The following is a 22,877-nucleotide window of genomic DNA, read 5'->3' on the forward strand; positions in this document are numbered from 1 at the left end:
TGTCGGGCCTTATATTCAAAAAAAGTTTTTATTTCATTTGTTACGTTCCTTTTCTCTGTCTCGCTATTTCAATTTCACGTTACAAATTTCGTATTCAATCTAAGTCATATTCTTTCAAGTTTCCTTTTAAAGAATATGACTACCAGAAATTCCTTAATAAAATCTAAATCAACAATTACAAAAAGCCGGAAACTTTGCAGGTGCAGCATCCATAGATACTTACACCTACAAAAAAACTCCGACTTTAAAAGATATTGTTATGTTGCAAGATCTACAAACACCATTAAAATATAGCTGTATCAATCATAAATTTTATTAATTTATCGGTATTTCTAATTCATGATATTTCCCTTTCTTATCCTTTATACAAGAAATGAATTTCACTTTAGTTGATTCATTTGAAAAGTTTTTATAATTTTTATAAGGGTCATCTCCTATAAAATAATTTGTCCCTATATACCCTCGTACTGTTTTACCAGCAGGTATTACAGGATCAAACTGATATTTTTTAGGTAATTCCATTGAATAAGGGATTAAATTATAAAACTCACCTATTTTAGAATAAAACATTGTATCGGAAATAGACTTATTACTAAGCAAGTTAATATCTCGATTTGTTGTATTTGTAATATCTAAAGGTAAAACATACGTCACTACTTCACGGTCTTCATAGGGATCATAAACTTTTGTAGGATCAAGAGGATTGAGTGCATGAAACGTAACTCCTTGCCCATCTTCAAAAGTTCTATTAGATAAAAACTCATCTTTTACCACTTTATAAGATTCATTATTAAGATTTAATGTTTTAAATCTTAATAAACTAGCAAATATACATAGCAACAGACATAATCCAATACTTATTAAGATATGTTTTCTCGTCACTCTTAATCTACCAACTTTCCATTATTAACATGTACAATACGATCTACCATTTCATTATCTAGAACATGCACATCATGACTGGCTACAACAATAGTCGTTCCCTTGGCTTTTTCTACTTTCAAAATATCTAAAACATCTTTTATCCCATCACTATCTAAAGCATTAGTTGGCTCGTCTAATAACAGTAATTTTGGTTGTTCCATTAAAGCTTGCGCTATCCCTAAACGTTGTTTCATACCTAAAGAGTATCTTTTATACTTTCTCTTATCTGTTTTATCAAGTCCAACCCTTTGAATAATATTATAAATCTCCTCATCGGAGATTTATAATATTAATCGATGATAAAAATTTCAAATTCTGAAAACCAGTATACCCTGGAATAAAACTTGGATATTCAATCAATATTCCCATAGAATCAGGAAATTGCTTTTGTTTTCCAATTATTTCATTATCTATATAAACAACTCCAGAATTCAAACGCATTAACCCTGATATAGCGCGTAAAATCATCGTTTTACCAGAGCCATTATGCCCCTTCAAAACTAAAAATTCGCCTTTTTTTACTGACAAACTAATATTATCTAACACAATATTTCCTTTTAATCTTTTCGTCATACATTCACATTTAATATAATTGTCCATAAATTATTCACCTATCACATCTAGTTTTTTAAAACAAAAACTACCTAATAAAATCATTACAACAACAATTACTACTCCTATTAAAAGTAAATCATTATATTGAATAGATTGATTATTACCTAAAGTCAATTGAATTGAACTGTGATCAACAAAATACCAACGATTTGGCATAACAAAAGAGCCTAAAAAATAAATACTATGAAAGAAAATAGACAAAAATAGGTACAACAACATTAGTACAAAAACAATAGTTATCGGTATATAAAAAGTTAAGAACTCAAAAATCAAAGCTAATAAAAAGCTTATAATTATTTGAATTAGCATAGTACCTAATATCTTATAAGGAAATTGACTATATAAATTTAAAAAATTATACTCGCCTAAAGAAAGCAAATAGTAAGCGCTAAACCAAATAAAATACATACCAATCCAAATAATAATTATATAAAAAAACAAAGATAATATTTTCGTTAACCACAGAAAATGCTTCTTCTTAACACGAGGAAATAAATAAACACCATTCTGTTGAATATCTGAAAAAGCAAAATCCCCTACAAGCAACAAAGGAGTGATTTGAAAGAATATCCAATAAAAAGGGATAGAAAATCGCCCCTCCTTATAAAAATAAGATAAATCCACAAAGTCTACTCCATGAAAAAATCGATAAAAGGTAACATCTACTAATACAGATTCTTTACCATTACTAAGAGGCTGATTGTCTAAAAAAGCAATTGCAATAATAGCGTAAATTAAGAATTAAAAAACCATTATCTTGATGGAATCTCGAAACCTTACATATAAATCTCTTTTTAACAAATAATATAAGATCATAATGTAAACTAGACCACCTCTGTCTCATCATTCATAGAAATATAACTTTTTTTAGATAAAATCCATACACTTATAAAAAAGATAAAAAAACAGCCAAATAAGCGTATAAATAAACCAGTAGCATCTTCAAAGACATTTATATAAAAAGCATTTGTAAATAAAAATCCATGTAATATAAATCTATCTAATAAAACAGCAGTAATCATACATATTATTACAAGTAAACTAGGTAAAAATAATTGCAATAAAGCACTTATCATACATATAAAAACACTCGCAAATAATTGAATGCAAAATAATAATGGATAATTTACATCAACACTAGTTACAGCCATCATAGTTGACATCAAAAACAACTGTAAAATCATACTCCCAGCAAAAAAGTAAACAAAAACGAATAATTTTAAATAATATATAGAAACTAATTTCAATGCATTATTCACTCTGTAAACAACATAAATACTAAAAAAGTTCGACATAGAATATACAGAAAAAACAATTGTTAAAGGAATAAATATAGTCGACAAATTATACAACGACATAACCTTATACAAAGCTTCCAATTCGTTCATTTGCTCTTTTATAATTCCGGTTTCAAAATAATTGAACAAACAACCAATGATACTGACATTAAGTAAAAAGAGAATACTTAACCAAACATATTTCATCCTTATAGTTTCTTTCATAACATTATAAAAGAACATGCTTCCTACTCCCCCGTAAATAAAGAACTACAGAACAAAACCAAATACATAACAGTACACTAAGAAAAATTTGTAATTCAAAAAAGCCAAAATCTTTAATTAAATAATCTTTAGGATTGAGAATCCCTTTTCCAATACCAAGCCAAAAAATATGTAAAATAAATGGAACTAAATAAATAAAATAAACTCGTTTTATAAAAAACGAAACTGATAAAGCTAAACTCGAAAAAACCGCACCGTATAAACCATTTAAAAATACATACATTAGAAAATATAAAGTAGGGTACTTATAATAAACTATATGAAATTGAGCTGTTGGCGAAACAGTAGAAGCCATATAATTTAATATTGGATGCGGAGCAACTGTTGGATAAGTCATCACATATAAATAAAAATTAAATAGTAAAGGGACACTTATAATAAAAAAAGATACAATAAAATTAATAAAATAAAGCAGCTTAAAATAATAACATGTTCCCATCTTAGAAATAACAGGATAAATAAATCCATAATTTTTATCAATTCTATAAATCCCTGCTACAGCCATTGCGGAAAGCATAGGAAATATAAGTAAATAAAACTCACTATAAAACGATAATCTATTAAAATATAAAATATTAGATAAATATGGGGATACCTTTATAATCCCAGCATCGTTAAATCCTTTAGTTGTCACAAACATAGCAATATATTGAGCAATAACAATTACTAACATAATAAATAAAGACAACCAAAACATCCTACCTTTTAAAATCCTTCCTAAAAAGTAACTCATCTATAGCTCATCCATAAACCATTAAATTTAAATCTTTTTTAATATGAACAATTGATCCGCAACACCATAACATTTCTTTTCTTTATTTAACCAAATGTAACGAAAAGAAACATTTGCTCTCTCTCCTTCAAATTTAGGAAACTCAACTTCATACTGATAAACATCATTTGTGCCTTTTCTTTTTACACTCTTAACTTCTTGTTTCCACTGAATTACTTCTCCATCAGTTTGTTCAATCCGTCCCAAGAGATACGTTGGTTTTTTCTTATTCGTAACACCCGTCAAAAAAACATAATAATTTTCTGGTATAACTCCTAATTTCAATTTTTTATTTGAAAGCTTATCCTCTATTAAACTATCATTTTTTTCTATTTGTCCTTGAAAGAAATCATCACCATTTTCACTTTCCAAAAACACTTGTTCAAAAATAGTATTTTTGTTAATTCCTTTTAATTCAATACTTTTCAAATTATCTTTTTCCGTTAAAGTATCTTCAATATGTACAATAGGTTCATCTACTTTCTTTTGACAAGAAACTAAGAAACTAATACTCAATATAAAAAAACAAACTAAAATATTTTTTGAAATAAACCTCATTACAGCTCCTCCTATTTTAAAAATGAAATAACAGGAAAAGTCGTATAATCCGGATTTGAAACTATACGACTTTTTCTAGCACTATAAAATAAATAATTTCAATTTATAATTTCTAAATCAATATTCAATGTAAGGTCCACTAGGTCTTACACTATCAGGACTCCAAGCAGTAGGATAAGCATTATTTTCTCTAGAATAACCACCAAATCTCACAGGCACATTTTTCCCATGGTTTTCATATGCATAATTTTGAAAAAGATATGTTCTACCTGGTATCACTGTTCCTTCATGCTTACCTGAAACATTTACCCATTTTCTATCTTCTGCATTTTTATTTTTATCTGCTTCTGTCCAAACATTGAAAGAACCTCCGCCCTTCTCACTGCTCTTCACACGCATATACATAGAGGTAGGCGTCTCTTTAGGACGTGCATTAGTATAATCATATGGACTCCAAAGTCTAAAGGTAAAATTCACATGGTCATCCCTTGTACTAGCCTTAGCCGGTTCGGTTAAAGCGAAAGTACTAGCTAAAATACCTAACGATAAAACAGATCCAAATATAAAACGACTTTTTTTCTTAATGCTCACTAAAAGCACCTCCGATAATTTGTAGCATTATATTGATTGTATTTTTCCACTGAATGAATAAAATCAATATAATACAATATTATGGTAACAACACCTCAACACACCTTCAATGGATTTCAGAATATTTAATATTACTTTTACACTTGCGAACATTTCGTTAAATTTTTAAAAACAATACTATATCCCTAGCAAAGAATTACTTGTAAAGGTAGCTACATTCCTATGCTTGTTCCAAATAATAAAGAGTAACTCACCTCTCTAAGTTTCGAATTTTCTCCTGCTGTTTTGAGGAAATACCGCCTAAAAATCACTTCTTAATGAAATCGGCTACTTATAAAACTTTTTTAACCTTGCTGCGAAAAATACAAAAAAAGCGCAGCCATTTCGGCTGCGCTTTCGAATTATTATTTAGTTTCGATTAAACCGTATTTCCCATCTTTACGGCCATATACAACATTAGTTTCGTTTGTATCAGCATTTGTGAAGACGAAGAAATTATGTCCTAGCATATCCATTTGTAGGATTGCCTCTTCAACGTCCATCGGTTTTAAATCGAATCGTTTTGTACGTACAAGTTCTAATTCATCTTCTTCTACCTCATCCAAAACAGCTACTGCTTCTGGAAGGATAAAGTTCGTTTTCATAGAACCTTTCTCACGTAACTTACGATTGACTTTTGTTTTATGTTTACGAATTTGTCGCTCAATTTTATCAACTACTAAATCGATAGCAGCGTACATATCGCTATTAGTTTCTTCTGCACGAAGTAATAAATCAGTAAATGGTATTGTTACTTCGACACGTTGCTTGTCAGAGTATACTTTTAAATTAACTTTAATCTCTGGGAATGTATCAAAATAACGCTCTAACTTACTTAGTTTTTTCTCTACATATTCCTTTAATGCTGGAGTTACTTCAATATTTTCACCACGAATGTTGAATTTCATAGATGAATTCCTCCTTTCAAGCCTATGTATTATAATTTCGACATTGGCTTAAAAACTCCTTCTAACTTTTTTAAAAAAATTAGTGGAATTGCGATTTTTTTATCGTTTTTTGTTGAAATGAAAAGATGCATCGTTTCTATCTTTATTTTATCCTATTAACATCGTGAATAACGAATATTTCTGTGGACAATTCGTTACAGAAAAGAAACAACTTTTTGACAACTTATCCTATAACAAAAACCCCTTGCGAAAAACAAGAGGTTCTACTATATATAACGTTGCCACAAATGCAGCTTTCTCTTCCAAAAACAATATACCCTACAGTTTCACAACATTAGCTGCTTGTGGTCCACGTGCTCCATCTACAATGTCAAACTCTACTTGTTGCCCTTCTTCTAATGACTTATATCCATCTTGTTGAATAGCAGAAAAATGGACAAATACATCGTCACCATCTTCACGCTCAATAAACCCAAATCCCTTTTCTGCATTGAACCATTTCACTCTTCCTTGCATGTTCATTCCATTCCCTTCACTCTAAAAATCAGGGCATTCGCCCCATATTTTGACTATAACGAATGACAACATATGAAGTCAAAGAAGACTTATCGCCTTTTTATTATCCCTTTCGACACTTCCATATTAACTTCTACAAAGTGTCAAACTAGATACTTCCCTTGCCCCTCTTTCATATAACAAACTTCCGATTTGCCTAACTGTAATCCCTGTCGTATACACGTCATCAACGAGTAAAATATGTTGCCCAGAAAACATCTCTTCTCCCTGAAAATAAAAAGGATTGCTTCCTGACACCCTTTCTTTACGTGTCTTCTTACTTTGCTTTTCTGTTTCCCTTCTTCTTAATGATGGATAAGAAATTTTGACAGGCAAACAAGTTGCTAATAACTCAGCTTGATTAAAACCACGTTCAATTTCCCTTTCCTTACTAAGCGGAACAGCGATAACGGTTGAAACATTGGCAAAATACTTTTGAAATAAACTTCGAAAAGGACGATAAAAAATGTGCACTAACTCTGCATCCCCCCGAAACTTAAACTGTGCTACTATTTCTTTCATCTCATCATCATACATATATAACGAACGGTTTTTAAAAGAACGATACTTCTCCTCTTTCGTCCACCTTATACAATCTATACAAATACCGTCTTCTTGAAATGAGGCAGGAACAAATTCTAAAGGTCGCCCGCACTCCATGCAAATTTCTCCTATAATATAGGAAAGTTTCTGCTCACATCTATCACATATATATTTTCTATGACACTTTACAAAAAAAGTGTACCAACTAATCTTTTCTACAAAACACTCATCACAAAGTAAACAATGCATTAATCGATCAATCCTTGTTCTTTCGCATTTTTATTCATACCTTGAATATGTTTTTTCGCGCGCACCATCGCCTCTGTCTTGCCATAGTGAAAATAAATGACCTCTCCATACGGTGCTTCAAAGCTCCGCCCTGCTCGGCCCGCAATTTGTACGAGCGCACTTTCTGAAAATATTTCTTCTTCCGCCCCTAAAACTGCGACTTGCAAATTTTTCACCGTTACGCCTCGCTCTAAAATTGTCGTTGTAACTAATAATGGGATTTCTCCCTTTCTGAAAGCCGCTACTTTTTCTTTTCTCTCCGGATCTTCTGCATGTACACCTTCAATTCGATTATTTAATGGTTTTAACAACAAGCTTATTTCTTCTATATATCGCACATGGGGGACGAATAAAAAAATAGGGAATTTTTTATTTAAGTATGTTTGTAACCACTGTAGTAAAACTCGAGGAATTCTTTTATGAATGAGGTTTTTTTTCCAATTCCCGCACCAACAAAATAAAGGAACTGGCAACGGATGACGGTGATATCGTCCAGAAACAATAACACCTTTTTGTTCACCTTTTCTAAATTTTCGCTTCCACGTTTCATCTGGAGTCGCAGTTAAATAAATACGCGCCGCTTTTTCTTTCATCGCTTGTTTTACCGCGTACTGTAACATTTGATCTGCACAATATGGAAAAGCATCTATCTCATCTACAACTATGACATGAAACGCCCTATAATAACGTAATAATTGATGCGTGGTCGCAACGACTAATACTGCATCTTTTTCTTTATCTACACTCCCTCCATATAAAGCCGCTACCTTTATATATGGAAATACTTCTTGTAATCTCGGTGCTAATTCCAAAACAACATCCGTTCTTGGCGTTGCGATACAAACTCTTTCTCCTTTTTGAAGCGCTTCGTTAATACCGTAAAACAACATCTCTGTTTTCCCAGCCCCGCAAGTAGCTAGTCTTGAATACCGAAAAAATTCGAGACAAAACAAAAGAGCACAGCCTGTATATAAAGTGCGACCAACACTCTATATACCGTCCACCTGATTGCGCCAGGTAAACACTTGCTATACTCTCATGAATTATTTTACATCATGTAGGGTTTCTTCAGCAACGTTTACCAAATTGGTGACGTTGCTTTTTTGTTTCCACAAAGGGGACATATAATATGGAAAGAAAACGTATCGATGTTATTGCAACTAAAGAAGCCTTCCACAATCTTTCTACATTCAAAGAAGTAGAAGAACTAAATAAAACTGTACGTGCATACAGAGACACTATCCGTATGTCTATTAAACGTACTGACGTACAATCTAAACTTATTACATTACTTGAAATTTTAAAGCGTCACAGTTGTAAATATGTAGGTGTTAGTTTCCTATGTAAAAATAGAATCGCTGAAAAAATGGAAGTTTCATATAAAACTGTACAACGTTTAATGAAGAAACTTGTGGATCTAGAGATGATTAAGCAAGTAGCAATGAAGCGTTCAAACGATATGTTACAAACTTCTAACGCTATTATCATTCAACCAATTGTGGAAGAAGTGTCCGACAAGGTAGATACTAAAAGTCCTAAAAAGTGTCCTACCATTAAAACAACCCCTGTTTCCTTAAAACAAAATATAAAAGATATAAACAAACGTAATAGTAATGAGAATGGCAATACTCCAGAAGAGAATATTGAACAAGCTGATTTTGTTGCTCACTGGGTACCACAACGTTTCGTTTCTTTAACTAGCTCTTTCTATTCTGAATCTAAAACAATTCAAGAACTGTGGAAGGTCGTAAGACAGTGCAATAAAGTTACAAATTTCTCTACAGGTGATAAAGCATTTGATAAGGACCAGGAGCTTACTATCGGCTTAAAAGCTATTAAAGAATTTGTTATGAAAATTAAGTCTGGTGCAAAAATGAAGAAGGGTAAATTCGCTTATTTCAACGGAATTGTAAACAACTTAATGGACAAGTTCTACTTTGATAAAGAATTTATGGGAGCATAATACCCCCTTAAAAATACGAACAAGTGTTTGATTTTTTGACATTATCTTGGTATTATATGGCTATATATTTCATACACAAAGTGAGGATACATACAATGAAACCATTAACTCCTAGACAAGCTGAAATACTAACATTCATCCAAGAAAAAGTCATAGAAAACGGATATCCTCCCACTGTAAGGGAAATCTGTAAAGCGACTGGACTGGCTTCTAGTTCCACAGTTCATGGGCATTTAATGCATTTAGAAGAGAAAGGTTATATTCAGCGAGATCCATCTAAACCTCGTACAATTAAAATTTTACAAGGAGGATTTAAACATGATTACCAATCCAATAGCATTTGAAAAGGACAAATTGATTAGGGATATTTATTCCAAACAAAAGGGTATTGGAGCTTTATTATTAAAATGCAAATACCGGCCAGAGATTGCGCACCTTATTTATAAATGGCATTCTCATAAAAACTTTTTTATCCAAAACGCTGCTATTACAAATATACCTTTAGATGAACTTAAAGAAAGACATAAGCAAGTTACTCAATTACTTGAGCAAGTAGAGTTATATACAATACAGTAAACATTGATAAATAATCCTAATATCTCCAATGTTTGATATAATGATTTTGTTATTAATTATCCGGAGGTTATCTCATGAGTTATGATACTGTAGCATCGCTACAACGTATGCAACAATTAGAACAAGCTCAAGCTGCAGCTGGGAAACGTTTAGTGCTAAAGCCAATATATTCGTCTGTAGATGTTGCGTTGATAATCGTTGCGGTTATTCTATTTATTCCAACATTTACTTTCTCTTTAGTGGCCTTTTTAGTTTACTATTATACAAAATTCTTTTTCATGAAAACACGATTAGTAAAAAATGTAGCTACTGGTGAAAAATTTTACGTTGATAAACAAGACTTCAAACAATATAAGAGGAACTTTAAGAAGAAAGAAAAACAAGTTAGAAGAATTTCTGATTTATAACAAACTACTGATTGCGATATTCATTTGCTAAATAGAAATATAATTAAGGGAGAATTATAATGACAAATTCTTTTGATAAAAAATCTTTAGATGAGAAAAGACAATGGTATGAGGAAGAAGTACAGAATTCCCAACCCTATAAACAGTCGGCTGCATATACAAAGGCCTTAATAGAAGATTTTAGAAAAGGACTATATGTAATCCCATTAGCTACTAGCCGAGATTATACATTATATAAAGAATCAGCTTTAATATTCGGCTGTGCTGATTTAGCAGGTTCATTACTATCTATAGATATGGTGTCTAGAGAAATATTGCTTAATGCTTCTAAGAGAGAATTAAGATATATGTTAGAAGCGGTAATAAAATATGCGGCTGTCGATCAGATATGCCATGGAAAAACATTAGAGGAAAAACTGGATTACTTATATAAAGAAATTCCTCGTTCTTCTATTAGTCCTATTAATGAACTTAAAGGTTTAACGGACCTTATGATTGCGGATACGAATGATCTTTACTCCTTACTATCACAATTTATACATCCGTCTATGAAGCAAATTAAGGAATATAAACTACAGTATGAGAATGGAAAAATCGGATTTGAAACACATAAAGAAATAGATTCCTTTAACCGTTTATTATTTAGGACTTTTGATACTATTTTATATTTATTATTAAAAAACATGGGGTATTATGTAACTAAAGATGTTTTTTACATTCTGAAAGATGATCCAAAATGGAAATTTTTCAATGGGAAACATGTTAAAACATTACCTAATAAATATAGATCAGAAATCCAAACTAAATAAAAAAGCCGACTCATTAAGAGCCGGCCCTTTTTATGATTACTATTTAAATGAACCCCAACTACTAACACGTTTTTCGTTTGAAGTTTCACCTGTTGCAATGTAACCATATCCGTTTGAACGCGGTTGACGTATCCACACATAACCGTCTTTTTCATAACCATACGCATCATATGTTACATTATCACCTTTATTAAGCGTAGCAATAATATTGCCGTCTCTTGGTTTATCACGTAAATGGATTGTTCTATCTAAAGTGAATACACCGTCTTGTTTGGTAAACCAACTAGAATCATATTGACTAGCTGCCATTGTTTCCTCTACTCCAGTAAACCAAGATAAAGATTTATCGCCAATCAATTGATTCAAATCACACTTACCAATACCAGGGACATTACCTGTCTCTGTGTATTGCCAAATATCGCATGGATAAGCTGGCTTGTTACCGCCATAACGAGGAATCCAAACAAAGTCAGATTTTACATTTGCCATACCAAACGGAGCATACATATGATGACCAACGTATAAACCAACTTTCTGAGCACCTAATCGGCGTAATTCATCAATAAATGCTTGTGTGCCCGCTCTCATATCATTCATTGTTTTTACTTCCACATCCGCAACCCATACTGTCGCGCTCTTGTCTCCACGATTCCAAAAGTCACGAGCTTCTATTCGTGCATCATTTTCAGAAACGAAGCGACAGAATGCATAGTTACCAAAAGGAATACCATGTTGCTTCATGGCTTGTACATATCCTTTATACAATGGATCTACATAATTTGAACCATCTTGTACACGAGCGATGATGAAATCAATGTATTGCTTTGCTATAGGCCAATTAATGTCACCATTCCATTTTGAAATATCTACAACGTAACCCATTATTTATCGTCTCCTTCGCTATTTACATCATGATCAGACCAAATACCTAATGCGATACCAACTGACAGCAAATAAGGTGCTAATTCATCCAAAAAGCTCTTAGCTTCTGGCACACCAAATTTCGTAAATAAAAATCCAAGTAAAGAAAAAACCGCAACCCATGTTTTCCAGTTGCGGAATCGTTTTTTAATATTTTCTTTTGACATATTACATGCCACCCTTCATTAGTAATCCTAATAACCCAGCTACAATCGCCCCAATGATGATTCGGAGAATCCATGTGGTATTTGCACTGATTTTATCTAATTGTTTATTAATGTTGATGATGTCCTTTTCATTCCCTAAAGTACGAGACTCTAAGCTTCGAATGTCATTCTTTATATCTTTCTGATCAGACTTAATTTGGAGAATCTCTTGCTTTAAATCCTGAATTTCTTTCATTATTCCACTCCTTTCAAAATAAAAAGAGAAGCACATTATGTGCCCCTCTTAATCTATAAAATCCGTATTTTATTAAAAGTAAAATTTAATATAAAAAACGTGGTAATATTATCCTTGGAATATATAAACACATAACAAAGGAGAACATAATGAATAAACGTTATTTAGAATTAGATTCTTTACGTGGTTTAGCAGCACTTTTTGTATTATTTTATCATTGTTTAAGAATATTCCCGGAATTCGATGCTGAGAATCCTATTCAAAGCAACAATTTTCTAGTTAATATTTTAAACAACACGCCTCTACGTGTGATATGGTCTGGTCACGAGTCAGTTATACTATTCTTCATTTTAAGTGGATTTGTATTGTCACTTCCATATTATAAAAATAAAAAGATAGAATACAAAACCTACTTGGTAAAACGATCATTCCGTATTTACATTCCCTATTTCGTAGCTATGATATTTGCTATTACAGCAACCCTTATGTTATCAAAAAACGGGATTTCAATGTATAGCGATTGGTTTAACAGAATTTGGACATATGATACTTCATTCTTAGATATTTTAAATCACATTTTATTTTTAGGTTATTACAACTCGAATCAATACAACACGGTCATATGGTCATTAGTTCACGAAATGCGTATATCTATCATTTTTCCTTTTCTAATGGTTTTTGTTTTGCGATTTAATTGGAAAACAAATATCATAATTTGTCTATTGCTAAGCCTTGTTTCTTTTGTATTTACTAAAACATTCATGCCAATCTATAATACGGATATTGCTAAAACTGTACATTATATGTCTTCATTTATGATAGGCGCTCTTCTGGCTAAGCATATAGAATTTCTTGTTGGTTTTTATGGAAAGATGAGCAAATCAAAAAAAATAATTGCATTTTTAATAGCGATTATTTCATATACATATCAAGGATTATTCCCGCATATTAACTTAATACATAAATTTTTGATTAATGAATATGCAATTACTGCAGGAAGTTCGTTATTTATTATAATTGCTCTATCTTCTGAATCCTTTTCAAGTTTTTTAAATTTAAAGCCTATATTATTCTTAGGTAAAATATCCTACAGCCTATACCTTTACCATACAATAATACTATTCTCGTTAATTTACACTTTTAACGATGTACTTCCTATTTATATTATTTTATTAAGTACAATTGTTATATCTGTAATCGTTGCAAGTATTGCGTACTATTTAGTCGAGAAACCATCTATGAAGTTAGGTAGAAAGCTGAAAAATAAACAAGAAGAACAAAAGAAAATAGCTTAAACCGGGTATTTACAATTACCCGGTTTTTATTATTTTCATCAAACAGTAAAGGGAAAACCAAAAAGTAAAAGATAGTGCGCAACCATAACGAATACCTTTTATAAAGTTATCATTTCTCTCCATAACTCCTCCTGTTTTCAGTTGACTTACAAAATATGATAATTAAGTTGTATTAACCTACCGTTAAAAAGATGATAATTAAATGTGAAAATTATTTAATTCCCGAAGAAAGTTACTCCAAAGTGACAATTATCTTCTATGTTTGCTATATGGATAGCAACTCCTGAATTGTCGTAGGATTTTATATCAGCATATCCTACAGTAATTCCGCCTACTTTAGGAGTATACTTGTAGCTATTCTGAAACCAATCACCTAAAGTTGTAGCCACAGGTCTTTTTGCGAAAATCGAACGGGTTCAGATGATAATGTATATATCATATCGACATTGATTTAATAAGTTTTAAATAGCATATATCCATCTCTTTTCAAAATAAAAAGAACAATTTATTACTGTTCTTTAGGTTCCGTTTGTTCAGTTGTGCTACTATCTTCCGTTCCTCCTGGTTCTTTTGGTCCTTCTTTAACAGGAACAACTTGCTTTACATCGATTCTAGAGAAGATGTAGTCGCCAATTACGACTGTGATTGTATTATTACTGTTCAATTGCTCATTTAAGAAAATCGGGTCATAATCGTTTGTTGTAATCTCAATTACTTTCCCACCATTTGTATGAACCTCTACCTTTTTAGTACCTTCCACATCAGAAATACTTAATGGAATAATACGTTTTACATCAATACGTTGAATAATGAAATCACCAATCAATACCGTGATTAAATCATTACTATTTAACTGATCATTAAGTACTTGTGCATCGTACATTTCAGTTTGTATTTTATGTTTTAGTCCACCTTGTGTATGGATTTCAATTGTTTTCATTAGAATGTACCTCCTATACGTGATTGAATGAATAAACGTGAAATAATATTAGCATTTACTCGTCCTAATTTATCCGGTGTAATAGTTATCTCATGCCACTTGTTACGCTCTATTTTCCCTCCACCATCTTTAGAAAGATAAGGAATAAGATTAATATTCTGCGCTGATGTAGAATCCACAGGGACTATATTTCCATCTACCTTTACTGTTACTCTACTTGGCTTCTCTGATAACTTGTAAATACCATGCTGAATATCATGCATATGGTCAGGCAAGCTGATAGTATGCGTATGATTTGGGATATTAATTTCATGCGTATGATTCGGAATACTAATTTGATGTGTATGATCGGGAATTTGCACACTATGTGTATGTGCCGGTATAGTAACACTATGAGAATGTGCTGGTATATTCACTTGGTGTTTATGCGATGGCACATTAACCGTATGACTATGTGAAAAAGCATCACCAGGGATAACAACCTCATGTAAATGGTATCCCCAATTCTCTGAACCTACACTGTTTTGTGGAACACCAGACATTAAATGCATCTCTGCAAATGATTTTTGTGTTGTACTTGGAACTGCACCTCCACCTGCTTCACTAGTAAATGAACCACCACCACCTGAAGTAGAAGTTTGTGTACTTCCTCCACCAGAACTAGAAGTTTGAGTAGATCCTCCTCCGCTTGAAGTCGAGTTTACAACTCCACCACCTGCACTGGTTGAATTTACAACAGCTCCACCTGCAGATGTAGATTCCACAATTGCTCCTCCACCTTTAGTTGCTTTACTATACGCCCTAAATTCTTCAATCTCATATGTCAGTATAAGAGAGTTTATATTCACCAGATCTTCTGGTAAAAAGAACTTAATTACAGCTGGGTTTTCAGGGTCACAATTATCGTTATAATCGTGTGAATCAATATTTGTAGCACCTTGTGAATATGTCTCATTAATCTTTTGCCTACGCTCCAAATCAGCTTGTGTTGTCCCTAAATCTTCAATAGGATCTCCAATCACCAAACTCATATTTAACGGATTACCAGTAACATCAGATTTACTTTTCTTCATTAAACGTACATCTACTTCAATTCCTAATTCTTCATCATTAATCCGAATCAACTTTCCAACTTCGTATTTTTCCAATTTATATGGGTCAATCAACTCATAATCGATAGATTCTACAGAATAAGAAACTTTTGGAATGCATTTTTTATTTAACATTGCTTGTCCTGAACTAAATAACGTGTCTACATTTTCGAATCGTTTATCCGCCCATATATACTTGTGGATACCATATTTATCAATAATATGTTGTGGTGCTTCAATATACGGTTTACCTGTAGGATTCACTTTTGAGATATCCAATTGGTTAACTCCTTCACCATACCCTAAACAATACAATCGAGTAATGATATCTGTAGGATCTTCCTCTTTACGAATACCTTTAAGGTTCTTTCTATATCTTATTTCACCAGTTATTTCATTACTTACTTTCACAAGATTTAATGTCCAAGGGTAATTGCCAATCGAATCATCCCATGTCCACTCATACGGTTCATCAAATGGTTTTGGCACACTAAACACTGGCCCCAATACTGTATTTTCGTGTTCCCAACTGTAATGAAAATACCTAATGAAATCACATTTCCCTAGTCGCCAATGTTTAATTTCTTGTTGGCTCAGTAAATATTCAAGTACTTCCCTGGTTGTATAATTTGATAATTGATGATAACGAAAAAGCACGTCACTAAGTAAAGTAGCTAGAACGTGCTCACATTTGTACGTTACTGTTTTTGTATTCTCATTTTTCACAGTCTCTTTAGGAAGAATACGAAACATTCCTATACGTTTACCATTATCAAATAGTTCAAGGAAATCAAATGCGGTTATTTCTTTATCTTTTAAATCGTTTAAAGGTAATGAAAAAGCAGCCGTCCATATTGAATTGAACTGCTGCTCATAACTTATTTTAAAAGCATTCTCTAAATATGCCTTTAACTGTAGTTGTTTATTATAGAGTTTTAACATATAATCACTCTCCTACCCAAGTACCATAAGACTAAAATGTGTACCTTCTTCAACATTGTCTAAATTTAAACCTATATCAGTAGTTTTATCAAAAATCTTTATATCTACAGATGTTTTGATAGAATTTCCAGCGTGAATAATGTATTTTCCGCTGGACAAAAAGAAGTCAGGAGTAGCTTGTGGAATAGGTCTCTTTCCTGTAAATGGTTCAGTATACGTAATTCGGATTGTGTATGGATCAGGCAAAGAAACAGTACCTCCACTATTGTAAAAATCATCCCTTATCTCCCAATTACCATTATTTTTTCTAATTTCATATCCTTTATTAATTGGCACATACGTTTCTAACTCGAATTTCCGTTGTGTTTTTACATTAATACGTAAATTGCGTAATTGGAATTCTCCAGCTTCTAATGTTGGCAATCCAACTGTAACACGAGCCTTATTCATTCCCTTCGCATTTCTAAATACAAGTTTAGATGTGAACTCCGCCCATTCATATTTTTTATTTATTGAGACAGATTCTATATTCGAATATGATGTATCATTGTAATATTCATCGAATGATATTTTAGGAAGCTCCCCATTTATACTACGAACCTCACATGCGACTTCAATTATATCGCCAACTACTAATTTATCAAAGGAATCGTAAATGTAACCAGCTTTTGTCGTATCTGTTAATATATGAACGATTCCTGTTTTCGAATCAAAAGTAAATGTATTATTTTGCACAGTATTAGATTTTGTTAAATACGTATATTTTGCAATTTTTTCAGCATAATCAAATGATTTGAACCTATCATAGAATGTCAATTATCTCACCTAACTTCACAACAAAATATCTGTGGTAATACTATCAATACCATCTTCAACTAATTTATCTACTTTATTTAATTCATTTACCGTCCAGGTTGTTATTTTTAAACCTTGAGCATGCGCTAATTTGATATTAGAAGACGTAGCTGCTGTATATTCCACATGAATAAAAGAATTCTTTAAGCGCTTTGTAAAAGCTAAATCATCATTAGTGATTGTCCCAAGAATCAGCCCAACATAAATTTTGTTACTAACTTCTCTTATTTTTTCTAGGTAATATCTTGAAAATGATATTACAGCACAATTTTGTAGAAATCCTGTTTGTTCTAAAGCTGAAACAAACGAATTAATATCACTATCATTATTTATTTGTTTCAATTCTATGATTGGTATCATATTCCATTTGCTACAAACTTGTAAAAACTCTTCTAAAGTAGGTATTTTCGTCCCCATATATTCATTTATTCTATTCCCACCAATTACATTTAAAGATTTAATCTCTGCTAAAGTCATGTTCTGAACTTTACCAAGAGATCCTGTCATTCTTTCTAATGTTTCATCGTGTAAAATAACAAATTTCCCATCCGCAGTAACCCTAACATCGGCTTCAGTGAGTTTGTACCCTAATTTACCTGCTAACTCAAAGGCTGGAATCGTATTTTCAGGGGCAATCCTACTCACTCCACTATGCGCCGAATATAATGGACCCTTAGTAGAATTTTTGAAAATTAAATCCCCACTGGGCTTAGACTCCAATAGAAAAATATAGTCGTTATCTAATCTTTCTTTTAAAGAACTAGCTGAGTTACCGTCAGTATCCACTCTAGCTTGTGCCGCTTCAACTGACGAATCACCAGAAACAACAAGTTCATCAATCTGTTTTTGAACATTTACTACACCAGATACAGCATTATCAGCTTTCGAACTTGCATTTATTGCGTTCTCTATTGCGGTATGCGAATTGACTTCCGCTTTATATGATTTTCTTAAAGCTTGATTAGCATTATCAATACCTTGATTTATTTTCCCAACACCTTCTGGTAATTCATCATTTAATAAAACTAAAGGCGCATCTGCCATCTATTCCACCACCTATTTATTTGTATTTCCCTCGAAAGTCGAATGTTATTTTTAAGTTCAAATTTGTTCCACCTATTCTTACTGTATTTTCACCTGGAAATAGGTCGAGTTTTTCAAGATTACCAACCGTATTAAAGAGATGGTTTTTACCATTTTTCATAACTGTATATGTTGCTGCATTAATAAATAAAGTTTCATTATTTAAATCACCAAAAGAAAAACTCTCACCATTGATAGTAAGAGTTGCTGATTTTGCGCTACCAACAACCTCTATAACAGGTCGTACTACTAACGAACCATTATTATATACACTCAATATTTGCGGTTCGTTAACCGTGTATTGAGAGGTTTTATGATTAAATGGTATTTGTGTAGAAAAAGGTATACGTGTACCCCATTTAATTTTATCTGTACTTTTGACAATAGAATAACCACGTGGGTCATATGCAACTAAAGGTAATACAAACTTCCCATCTTCAGGTAGTCTATCTGGCGTAATTTGTTGTGCTAATTCTACATAATAAAATTTACCTGGGTCATAATCACGGACCATCTTAATTTTTCTTGGATTTCCGTACTTATCAAAAAAAAAGTCCGTAAATTTCTCAAACTTACTTTGCATTTCTGTATGAAACCTTTCCATAATCATCAACGGATATGAGAAAGGTTTCTCCTTCACTTCAGTTCCAAAAGGAATAACGCCCTCCACACCAGGAATACTATAAGTCTTACGATCAAAAATAGGTGTAATAGAATCCTCATAGCCCGGCTCACATATAAAACCAAAATCTTCAAGTCTATATTTATCATCTAATGTAATCATATAATCACCCCTTGACCACGAGCGCTAATTCTATTGTTTTGATTTAGCTGCTTACTCATACCAGGAGCAAGTTTTGTATTTAATTCTTCAGAGTCCACATAAACATGAACCACAATATCACCATTGGTTTGTGGCATAGTATCAGCGATACCTTTACCGATTGCACCAAGTGTTTTCTCATTTAAAGGTAAAACACCCTCTGGTCCAGCTTCTCCTGCACCTTGTAAGTTGCCACCGTTCATTCCAAAAATAGTCGGACGAGTAAAGATACCACCTTTAGCACGCCAGTCCACATTGATGCCTGATGGATAAGAGATTTCTTTACCTGCAATTGTTTTAGAACTAGTCTGCAGACTGAAATGTGGAAGCTTTGGCATTTCAGGTTTAGGGATTTTCAGCTTCAAATTATCAAAGAATCCTTTGATTTTACCCACAAACTCTTCTACTTTTCCAACCGCTTCTTTTATTGGATCAATGATGTTACGCTTGGCAGCATCAAATTTTTCTTGTGCAGCATTTTTCACTGCATCAAATTTTTCTTTCGCTGAATTATATAAATCAGTAAATTTTTGCTTAGCTGAATTATAGGCTTCAGTTACTGGATCAATCACATATTTTTTCACTAAATTCCACGCCGTAAGCGTATAGGATTTTATAGATTCCCAATTTGATAAAATCCAGTTAGCCAAATCTGCAAGTTTTTGCTTTGTTGTATTCCACAATTCTTGAACCGGTTGAATAACATACTCTTTTACCAAATTCCATGCTGCAAGTGTATAAGATTTTATAGTTTCCCACTTTTCAAGTATCCAATTGCCTAAATCACCTAGCTTTTCTTTACACCAGTTGTACGCTTCAGTAATCGGATCAATAATATATTTACTTATTAAGGCCCAGGCAATTTGAGTACCTGCCTGTATTAATAACCAACCTGCTTCTAAAACGACAGATATCGCCGAAATAATTGGATCTAAGACGGTGAGTATTGTATTCCACGTATCTTGCCACGCTTGTACTAATGTTCCCCATAATTGAGATGCTGTTTCCACTAAGGAAGCCCACCAAGACGACGCTGTTTCAACGATTCCAGACCATAAATCACTGAAAAATTGAGCTATTGGGTCGAAAAATGAATGGCACATTTCTAAGAATGAAGCCCACGCTTCAGAAAAGTATTCAACTGTGGAAGACCAGGCATCTTCACACGTTTGAACTATGCTATCCCACAATTCACCAAACCAATCTTTAAATTGCGACCATTTTTCGGAAAGCCAATCGGTTATCTGTCCCCAATTCTGTATGGCCCAAATAACGCCTGCTATTACCGCGGCAAGACCAGCAATAACTGCAATAACAACCCCTATTGTTGTACCTAATACCCCAACTGATACTACAACCGCAGCAATGATGGGTGCTAAAGTACCTACTACAGCTATTAATCCAGCAAAAATATAAACAAAATTTTGAACTGGTCCCGGTAATTTAGTGAACCAATCAACTACAGATTTAATTCCATTGACCAATGGTGGTAAGACAGCTTTAGTTAACTCAGCTAGTTTCTTTCCAACGGGCTCAAAAGCTGCTTGTGTTTCACGTAATGCTTTTTGAAATTGTTGTCCAAGTGATTCTTCCTGGAGCTTTTTCATTTCTTCCATTCGGCCATTTACATCACCAAGACCACCATTAACATCATTCAGACTTAGTACAGCTTCTGCGCCCATGTCTTCCCATTTAGTACCAAATAAAGCAACACCAATCTGGTTTGCTTTTACTTTGTCATCCATCTTTTGAAGGTCACCTAATACAGCGTTAAATACATCCGCTGCGGTTCCTTTTCCTTCGTTGAATGATTCCCATACTTTTTGTGTCTCTTCAGATAAATCACCAAATCCTTCAGATACACCCTTAGATCCATCTTGTACACGAATACCGAATTCTTTTACAAGGTCATTAATGTAATCGAGATTGTATGAACCACTTTTTGTCCCATTCGCAAGAATGGTGAACATTTCATCAGCACTAAATCCTGCTTGTTTAAATAACGGCGCATATTCAGAAAGGTTATCAAACAACTCATCTGAATAATTTAAACCTTCTTGAGCACCTGCAGCGAGTAAATCAAATGTTTCTTGTGTAGATAAACCAAACTGCGACATTAACTGTCCTGCACCTCTCGTAGCCTCGTTTAAATCAACATCATAGACTTTAGCAAGTGTTAAAACATCTTCTGATGCCATTTGTAACTCATCGTAGGGAACATCACGCATATTTTGATAGACTTTGATTAATGAATTATCGACCTCTTCAAGACTTTCACCAAATCCCTTTTTCCACACATCTTTTGAAATCTTACCGAGATTCTCTGCACCTTTTTGAGTTAATCCTAATGAAGATTGTATTTTCCTTTGAGACCTATCAAAATCTATCGCTATACCCACTGTGGCTTTACCAAGTTCAATTAACTGTTGAGACATTCCTTGAAGTATTTGAGTAGCTTCCATCATATTGTGCAAGTCTAATTTCTTCCCTAGTTGCTCCATACCATCTGCGGCTTGTGAACCACTTTGACCAACACTATGCAAAGAATTCTCAAATTGTTTCAGCGTAGTTTTAGCTTGATTTAACTTCGTTTCAAGTTGCTGCACTTCTGTAGAATTCTCACCATACACACGCTTTGCTGCACTTAATTGTTGCTCTAAGTTGTGGACGACTCTATCAGTCATTTCCATTTGCTGACGTAACTGTTTCTGTGCTAATTCCAATTTATCTGCTTCACTAGCATTCGCTCCTAGTTCGGCATTTTGAAGCTTGAATGAGCTTGTTAGTCGCTTTTGTTCAGCTTCTAGTTGTTTAGTATTAGCTTCAAGTTTCTCCATATCTCCACGTGCTTCTCGCGCTTCAATCGCTTGCTCTGAAAGACCTTCATTTACTCTTTTCATTGCATTATTAAGAGAAGTTTCAGCACGTTCGGCATCCAGTAATTTACCGTACATTTTATTGAGCTGTTCGGCGGTTGTATTAGTATCCTTAGACATTGCTTCAAATTCTGTACGTAACATTGATGTACGCTTTTTAGCGGCTTCCATTTGTATCTCAAGCTTCTTCTTTTCAGCTGCTAATTTATCAGTCATTGTGGCATCTTGCCCCATTGCTGCAATATGATTCTTGTATTCTTTTGCTGCGTTATTCATAACCATGTTAATTTGTTTCAATGTCTGAGCATACTGAACTTGACCATCCATTTTAAAATTAAGAACAACATTTCTTTCTTTATTCCCTGGCATATTTTCACCTCATTTCTTAATAAAATGGAGTCTGATCTAAATAAACCCTTTGTGGTTTTACTGCTTTCTCTTCAAGTGCTTCAGGGTTGTTGTATCTAAGATGCATAATGTATTGTTTTAAAAAATGATTAGGAGTGATTTTCCAAAAGTCATCCATACTTAAACCAAGC

The 22,877-nt window shown here is 33.0% G+C and carries 23 protein-coding genes and 3 pseudogenes; 6 read left to right on the forward strand and 20 right to left on the reverse strand.

The window, feature by feature from the left end; genetic code table 11:
• Nucleotides 1-315: 315 nt before the first annotated feature.
• From NST86_RS26345 to comFA, 11 genes and pseudogenes are all read right to left on the reverse strand, one after another.
• On the reverse strand, nucleotides 316-843 hold the full coding sequence (locus NST86_RS26345; RefSeq protein WP_033668381.1) for a hypothetical protein: 528 nt from the start codon (nucleotides 841-843) through the stop codon (nucleotides 316-318).
• A gap of 41 nt (nucleotides 844-884) precedes the next feature.
• Nucleotides 885-1,524 (reverse strand): annotated as a pseudogene (locus NST86_RS26350) (ATP-binding cassette domain-containing protein).
• Nucleotides 1,525-1,527: 3 nt separating this feature from the next.
• Nucleotides 1,528-2,274 carry a hypothetical protein gene (locus tag NST86_RS26355; RefSeq protein WP_227593301.1) on the reverse strand — a complete coding sequence of 249 codons (747 nt, stop codon included), beginning with the start codon at nucleotides 2,272-2,274 and terminating at the stop codon, nucleotides 1,528-1,530.
• An 89-nt stretch (nucleotides 2,275-2,363) separates the two neighbouring features.
• Complete coding sequence (locus NST86_RS26360) at nucleotides 2,364-3,059, reverse strand: hypothetical protein (protein ID WP_000466507.1); 696 nt, start codon at nucleotides 3,057-3,059, stop codon at nucleotides 2,364-2,366.
• Entirely contained in the window at nucleotides 3,046-3,834 is a 789-nt protein-coding gene (locus NST86_RS26365) for a hypothetical protein (RefSeq protein ID WP_000120044.1), read from the reverse strand. Before NST86_RS26365 ends, NST86_RS26360 begins: the two co-directional genes overlap by 14 nt.
• A 27-nt stretch (nucleotides 3,835-3,861) precedes the next feature.
• Nucleotides 3,862-4,431, reverse strand: a complete 570-nt coding sequence (locus tag NST86_RS26370) for a hypothetical protein (protein WP_061664408.1) — start codon at nucleotides 4,429-4,431, stop codon at nucleotides 3,862-3,864.
• Nucleotides 4,432-4,548: 117 nt separating this feature from the next.
• The gene (locus NST86_RS26375) at nucleotides 4,549-5,022 is read right to left on the reverse strand and encodes a hypothetical protein (RefSeq protein WP_227593298.1); all 474 of its coding nucleotides are present in this window, start codon (nucleotides 5,020-5,022) and stop codon (nucleotides 4,549-4,551) included.
• 404 nt (nucleotides 5,023-5,426) lie between these two features.
• Nucleotides 5,427-5,969 carry a ribosome hibernation-promoting factor, HPF/YfiA family gene (hpf, locus tag NST86_RS26380; RefSeq protein ID WP_000671186.1) on the reverse strand — a complete coding sequence of 181 codons (543 nt, stop codon included), beginning with the start codon at nucleotides 5,967-5,969 and terminating at the stop codon, nucleotides 5,427-5,429.
• A gap of 318 nt (nucleotides 5,970-6,287) precedes the next feature.
• A complete protein-coding gene (gene cspC, locus NST86_RS26385) occupies nucleotides 6,288-6,485 on the reverse strand; it encodes a cold shock protein CspC (protein WP_001990088.1) in 198 nt (65 codons plus the stop codon).
• A gap of 126 nt (nucleotides 6,486-6,611) precedes the next feature.
• Nucleotides 6,612-7,316, reverse strand: a complete 705-nt coding sequence (locus NST86_RS26390; protein ID WP_033683590.1) for a ComF family protein — start codon at nucleotides 7,314-7,316, stop codon at nucleotides 6,612-6,614.
• Nucleotides 7,316-8,272: pseudogene (gene comFA, locus NST86_RS26395) on the reverse strand (ATP-dependent helicase ComFA); the annotation flags it as partial. The gene NST86_RS26390 and the pseudogene comFA, both read right to left, overlap by 1 nt.
• Nucleotides 8,273-8,484: 212 nt before the next feature.
• Here comFA and NST86_RS26400 point away from each other — a divergent pair.
• The 5 genes and pseudogenes from NST86_RS26400 to NST86_RS26420 all read left to right on the forward strand — a co-directional run bounded on the left by NST86_RS26400 (nucleotide 8,485) and on the right by NST86_RS26420 (nucleotide 11,110).
• Entirely contained in the window at nucleotides 8,485-9,318 is an 834-nt protein-coding gene (locus NST86_RS26400; RefSeq protein WP_340934620.1) for a helix-turn-helix domain-containing protein, read from the forward strand.
• 95 nt (nucleotides 9,319-9,413) lie between these two features.
• Nucleotides 9,414-9,659 (forward strand): annotated as a pseudogene (locus NST86_RS26405) (LexA family protein); the annotation flags it as partial.
• A complete protein-coding gene (locus tag NST86_RS26410; RefSeq protein WP_340934623.1) occupies nucleotides 9,637-9,894 on the forward strand; it encodes a hypothetical protein in 258 nt (85 codons plus the stop codon). The pseudogene NST86_RS26405 and the gene NST86_RS26410, both read left to right, overlap by 23 nt.
• Before the next feature lie 74 nt (nucleotides 9,895-9,968).
• Nucleotides 9,969-10,301 carry a hypothetical protein gene (locus tag NST86_RS26415; RefSeq protein WP_340934625.1) on the forward strand — a complete coding sequence of 111 codons (333 nt, stop codon included), beginning with the start codon at nucleotides 9,969-9,971 and terminating at the stop codon, nucleotides 10,299-10,301.
• A gap of 59 nt (nucleotides 10,302-10,360) precedes the next feature.
• Nucleotides 10,361-11,110, forward strand: a complete 750-nt coding sequence (locus NST86_RS26420; protein WP_340934626.1) for a hypothetical protein — start codon at nucleotides 10,361-10,363, stop codon at nucleotides 11,108-11,110.
• A gap of 39 nt (nucleotides 11,111-11,149) precedes the next feature.
• Here NST86_RS26420 and NST86_RS26425 read toward each other — a convergent pair whose 3' ends face one another.
• The 3 genes from NST86_RS26425 to NST86_RS26435 are packed head-to-tail and all read right to left on the reverse strand — an operon-like array spanning nucleotide 11,150 to nucleotide 12,433.
• A complete protein-coding gene (locus NST86_RS26425; RefSeq protein WP_340934627.1) occupies nucleotides 11,150-11,992 on the reverse strand; it encodes a GH25 family lysozyme in 843 nt (280 codons plus the stop codon).
• Nucleotides 11,992-12,198, reverse strand: a complete 207-nt coding sequence (locus NST86_RS26430; protein ID WP_061657754.1) for a hypothetical protein — start codon at nucleotides 12,196-12,198, stop codon at nucleotides 11,992-11,994. The genes NST86_RS26425 and NST86_RS26430 overlap by 1 nt, the downstream gene beginning before the upstream one ends.
• A 1-nt stretch (nucleotide 12,199) precedes the next feature.
• Nucleotides 12,200-12,433 (reverse strand): hemolysin XhlA family protein, encoded by a 234-nt coding sequence (locus tag NST86_RS26435; RefSeq protein ID WP_340934628.1) that lies wholly within the window; start codon nucleotides 12,431-12,433, stop codon nucleotides 12,200-12,202.
• A gap of 149 nt (nucleotides 12,434-12,582) precedes the next feature.
• Here NST86_RS26435 and NST86_RS26440 point away from each other — a divergent pair, with 149 nt between their 5' ends.
• A complete protein-coding gene (locus tag NST86_RS26440) occupies nucleotides 12,583-13,728 on the forward strand; it encodes an acyltransferase family protein (protein WP_340934629.1) in 1,146 nt (381 codons plus the stop codon).
• Nucleotides 13,729-14,236: 508 nt separating this feature from the next.
• Here NST86_RS26440 and NST86_RS26445 read toward each other — a convergent pair.
• The 6 genes from NST86_RS26445 to NST86_RS26470 are packed head-to-tail and all read right to left on the reverse strand — an operon-like array spanning nucleotide 14,237 to nucleotide 22,707.
• A complete protein-coding gene (locus NST86_RS26445) occupies nucleotides 14,237-14,668 on the reverse strand; it encodes a hypothetical protein (RefSeq protein ID WP_340934632.1) in 432 nt (143 codons plus the stop codon).
• A complete protein-coding gene (locus NST86_RS26450; protein WP_340934635.1) occupies nucleotides 14,668-16,701 on the reverse strand; it encodes a phage tail spike protein in 2,034 nt (677 codons plus the stop codon). Before NST86_RS26450 ends, NST86_RS26445 begins: the two co-directional genes overlap by 1 nt.
• 12 nt (nucleotides 16,702-16,713) lie before the next feature.
• The gene (locus NST86_RS26455; protein WP_340934637.1) at nucleotides 16,714-17,517 is read right to left on the reverse strand and encodes a hypothetical protein; all 804 of its coding nucleotides are present in this window, start codon (nucleotides 17,515-17,517) and stop codon (nucleotides 16,714-16,716) included.
• A gap of 15 nt (nucleotides 17,518-17,532) precedes the next feature.
• Nucleotides 17,533-18,600, reverse strand: coding sequence for a glycerophosphodiester phosphodiesterase (locus tag NST86_RS26460; protein WP_340934639.1), 1,068 nt, complete (start codon nucleotides 18,598-18,600; stop codon nucleotides 17,533-17,535).
• A 16-nt stretch (nucleotides 18,601-18,616) separates the two neighbouring features.
• Nucleotides 18,617-19,423 (reverse strand): phage tail domain-containing protein, encoded by an 807-nt coding sequence (locus tag NST86_RS26465; RefSeq protein WP_340934641.1) that lies wholly within the window; start codon nucleotides 19,421-19,423, stop codon nucleotides 18,617-18,619.
• On the reverse strand, nucleotides 19,420-22,707 hold the full coding sequence (locus tag NST86_RS26470) for a phage tail tape measure protein (protein WP_340934643.1): 3,288 nt from the start codon (nucleotides 22,705-22,707) through the stop codon (nucleotides 19,420-19,422). Before NST86_RS26470 ends, NST86_RS26465 begins: the two co-directional genes overlap by 4 nt.
• Nucleotides 22,708-22,877 lie beyond the last annotated feature (170 nt).

The sequence above is a fragment of the Bacillus sp. FSL L8-0199 genome (genome assembly GCF_038005705.1).
GTDB classification, from domain to species: Bacteria; Bacillota; Bacilli; order Bacillales; family Bacillaceae_G; genus Bacillus_A; species Bacillus_A cereus.

Bases quoted from the DNA above. Each gene is read 5' to 3' on its own strand.
- NST86_RS26360 (WP_000466507.1), bottom strand. From the start codon at position 3,059: ATGTTCTTTTATAATGTTATGAAAGAAACTATAAGGATGAAATATGTT.
- NST86_RS26365 (WP_000120044.1), bottom strand. From the start codon at position 3,834: ATGAGTTACTTTTTAGGAAGGATTTTAAAAGGTAGGATGTTTTGGTTG.
- NST86_RS26370 (WP_061664408.1), bottom strand. From the start codon at position 4,431: ATGAGGTTTATTTCAAAAAATATTTTAGTTTGTTTTTTTATATTGAGT.
- hpf (WP_000671186.1), bottom strand. From the start codon at position 5,969: ATGAAATTCAACATTCGTGGTGAAAATATTGAAGTAACTCCAGCATTA.
- cspC (WP_001990088.1), bottom strand. From the start codon at position 6,485: ATGCAAGGAAGAGTGAAATGGTTCAATGCAGAAAAGGGATTTGGGTTT.
- NST86_RS26390 (WP_033683590.1), bottom strand. From the start codon at position 7,316: ATGCATTGTTTACTTTGTGATGAGTGTTTTGTAGAAAAGATTAGTTGG.
- NST86_RS26400 (WP_340934620.1), top strand. From the start codon at position 8,485: ATGGAAAGAAAACGTATCGATGTTATTGCAACTAAAGAAGCCTTCCAC.
- NST86_RS26410 (WP_340934623.1), top strand. From the start codon at position 9,637: ATGATTACCAATCCAATAGCATTTGAAAAGGACAAATTGATTAGGGAT.
- NST86_RS26415 (WP_340934625.1), top strand. From the start codon at position 9,969: ATGAGTTATGATACTGTAGCATCGCTACAACGTATGCAACAATTAGAA.
- NST86_RS26420 (WP_340934626.1), top strand. From the start codon at position 10,361: ATGACAAATTCTTTTGATAAAAAATCTTTAGATGAGAAAAGACAATGG.
- NST86_RS26425 (WP_340934627.1), bottom strand. From the start codon at position 11,992: ATGGGTTACGTTGTAGATATTTCAAAATGGAATGGTGACATTAATTGG.
- NST86_RS26430 (WP_061657754.1), bottom strand. From the start codon at position 12,198: ATGTCAAAAGAAAATATTAAAAAACGATTCCGCAACTGGAAAACATGG.
- NST86_RS26435 (WP_340934628.1), bottom strand. From the start codon at position 12,433: ATGAAAGAAATTCAGGATTTAAAGCAAGAGATTCTCCAAATTAAGTCT.
- NST86_RS26440 (WP_340934629.1), top strand. From the start codon at position 12,583: ATGAATAAACGTTATTTAGAATTAGATTCTTTACGTGGTTTAGCAGCA.
- NST86_RS26445 (WP_340934632.1), bottom strand. From the start codon at position 14,668: ATGAAAACAATTGAAATCCATACACAAGGTGGACTAAAACATAAAATA.
- NST86_RS26450 (WP_340934635.1), bottom strand. From the start codon at position 16,701: ATGTTAAAACTCTATAATAAACAACTACAGTTAAAGGCATATTTAGAG.
- NST86_RS26460 (WP_340934639.1), bottom strand. From the start codon at position 18,600: ATGGCAGATGCGCCTTTAGTTTTATTAAATGATGAATTACCAGAAGGT.
- NST86_RS26465 (WP_340934641.1), bottom strand. From the start codon at position 19,423: ATGATTACATTAGATGATAAATATAGACTTGAAGATTTTGGTTTTATA.
- NST86_RS26470 (WP_340934643.1), bottom strand. From the start codon at position 22,707: ATGCCAGGGAATAAAGAAAGAAATGTTGTTCTTAATTTTAAAATGGAT.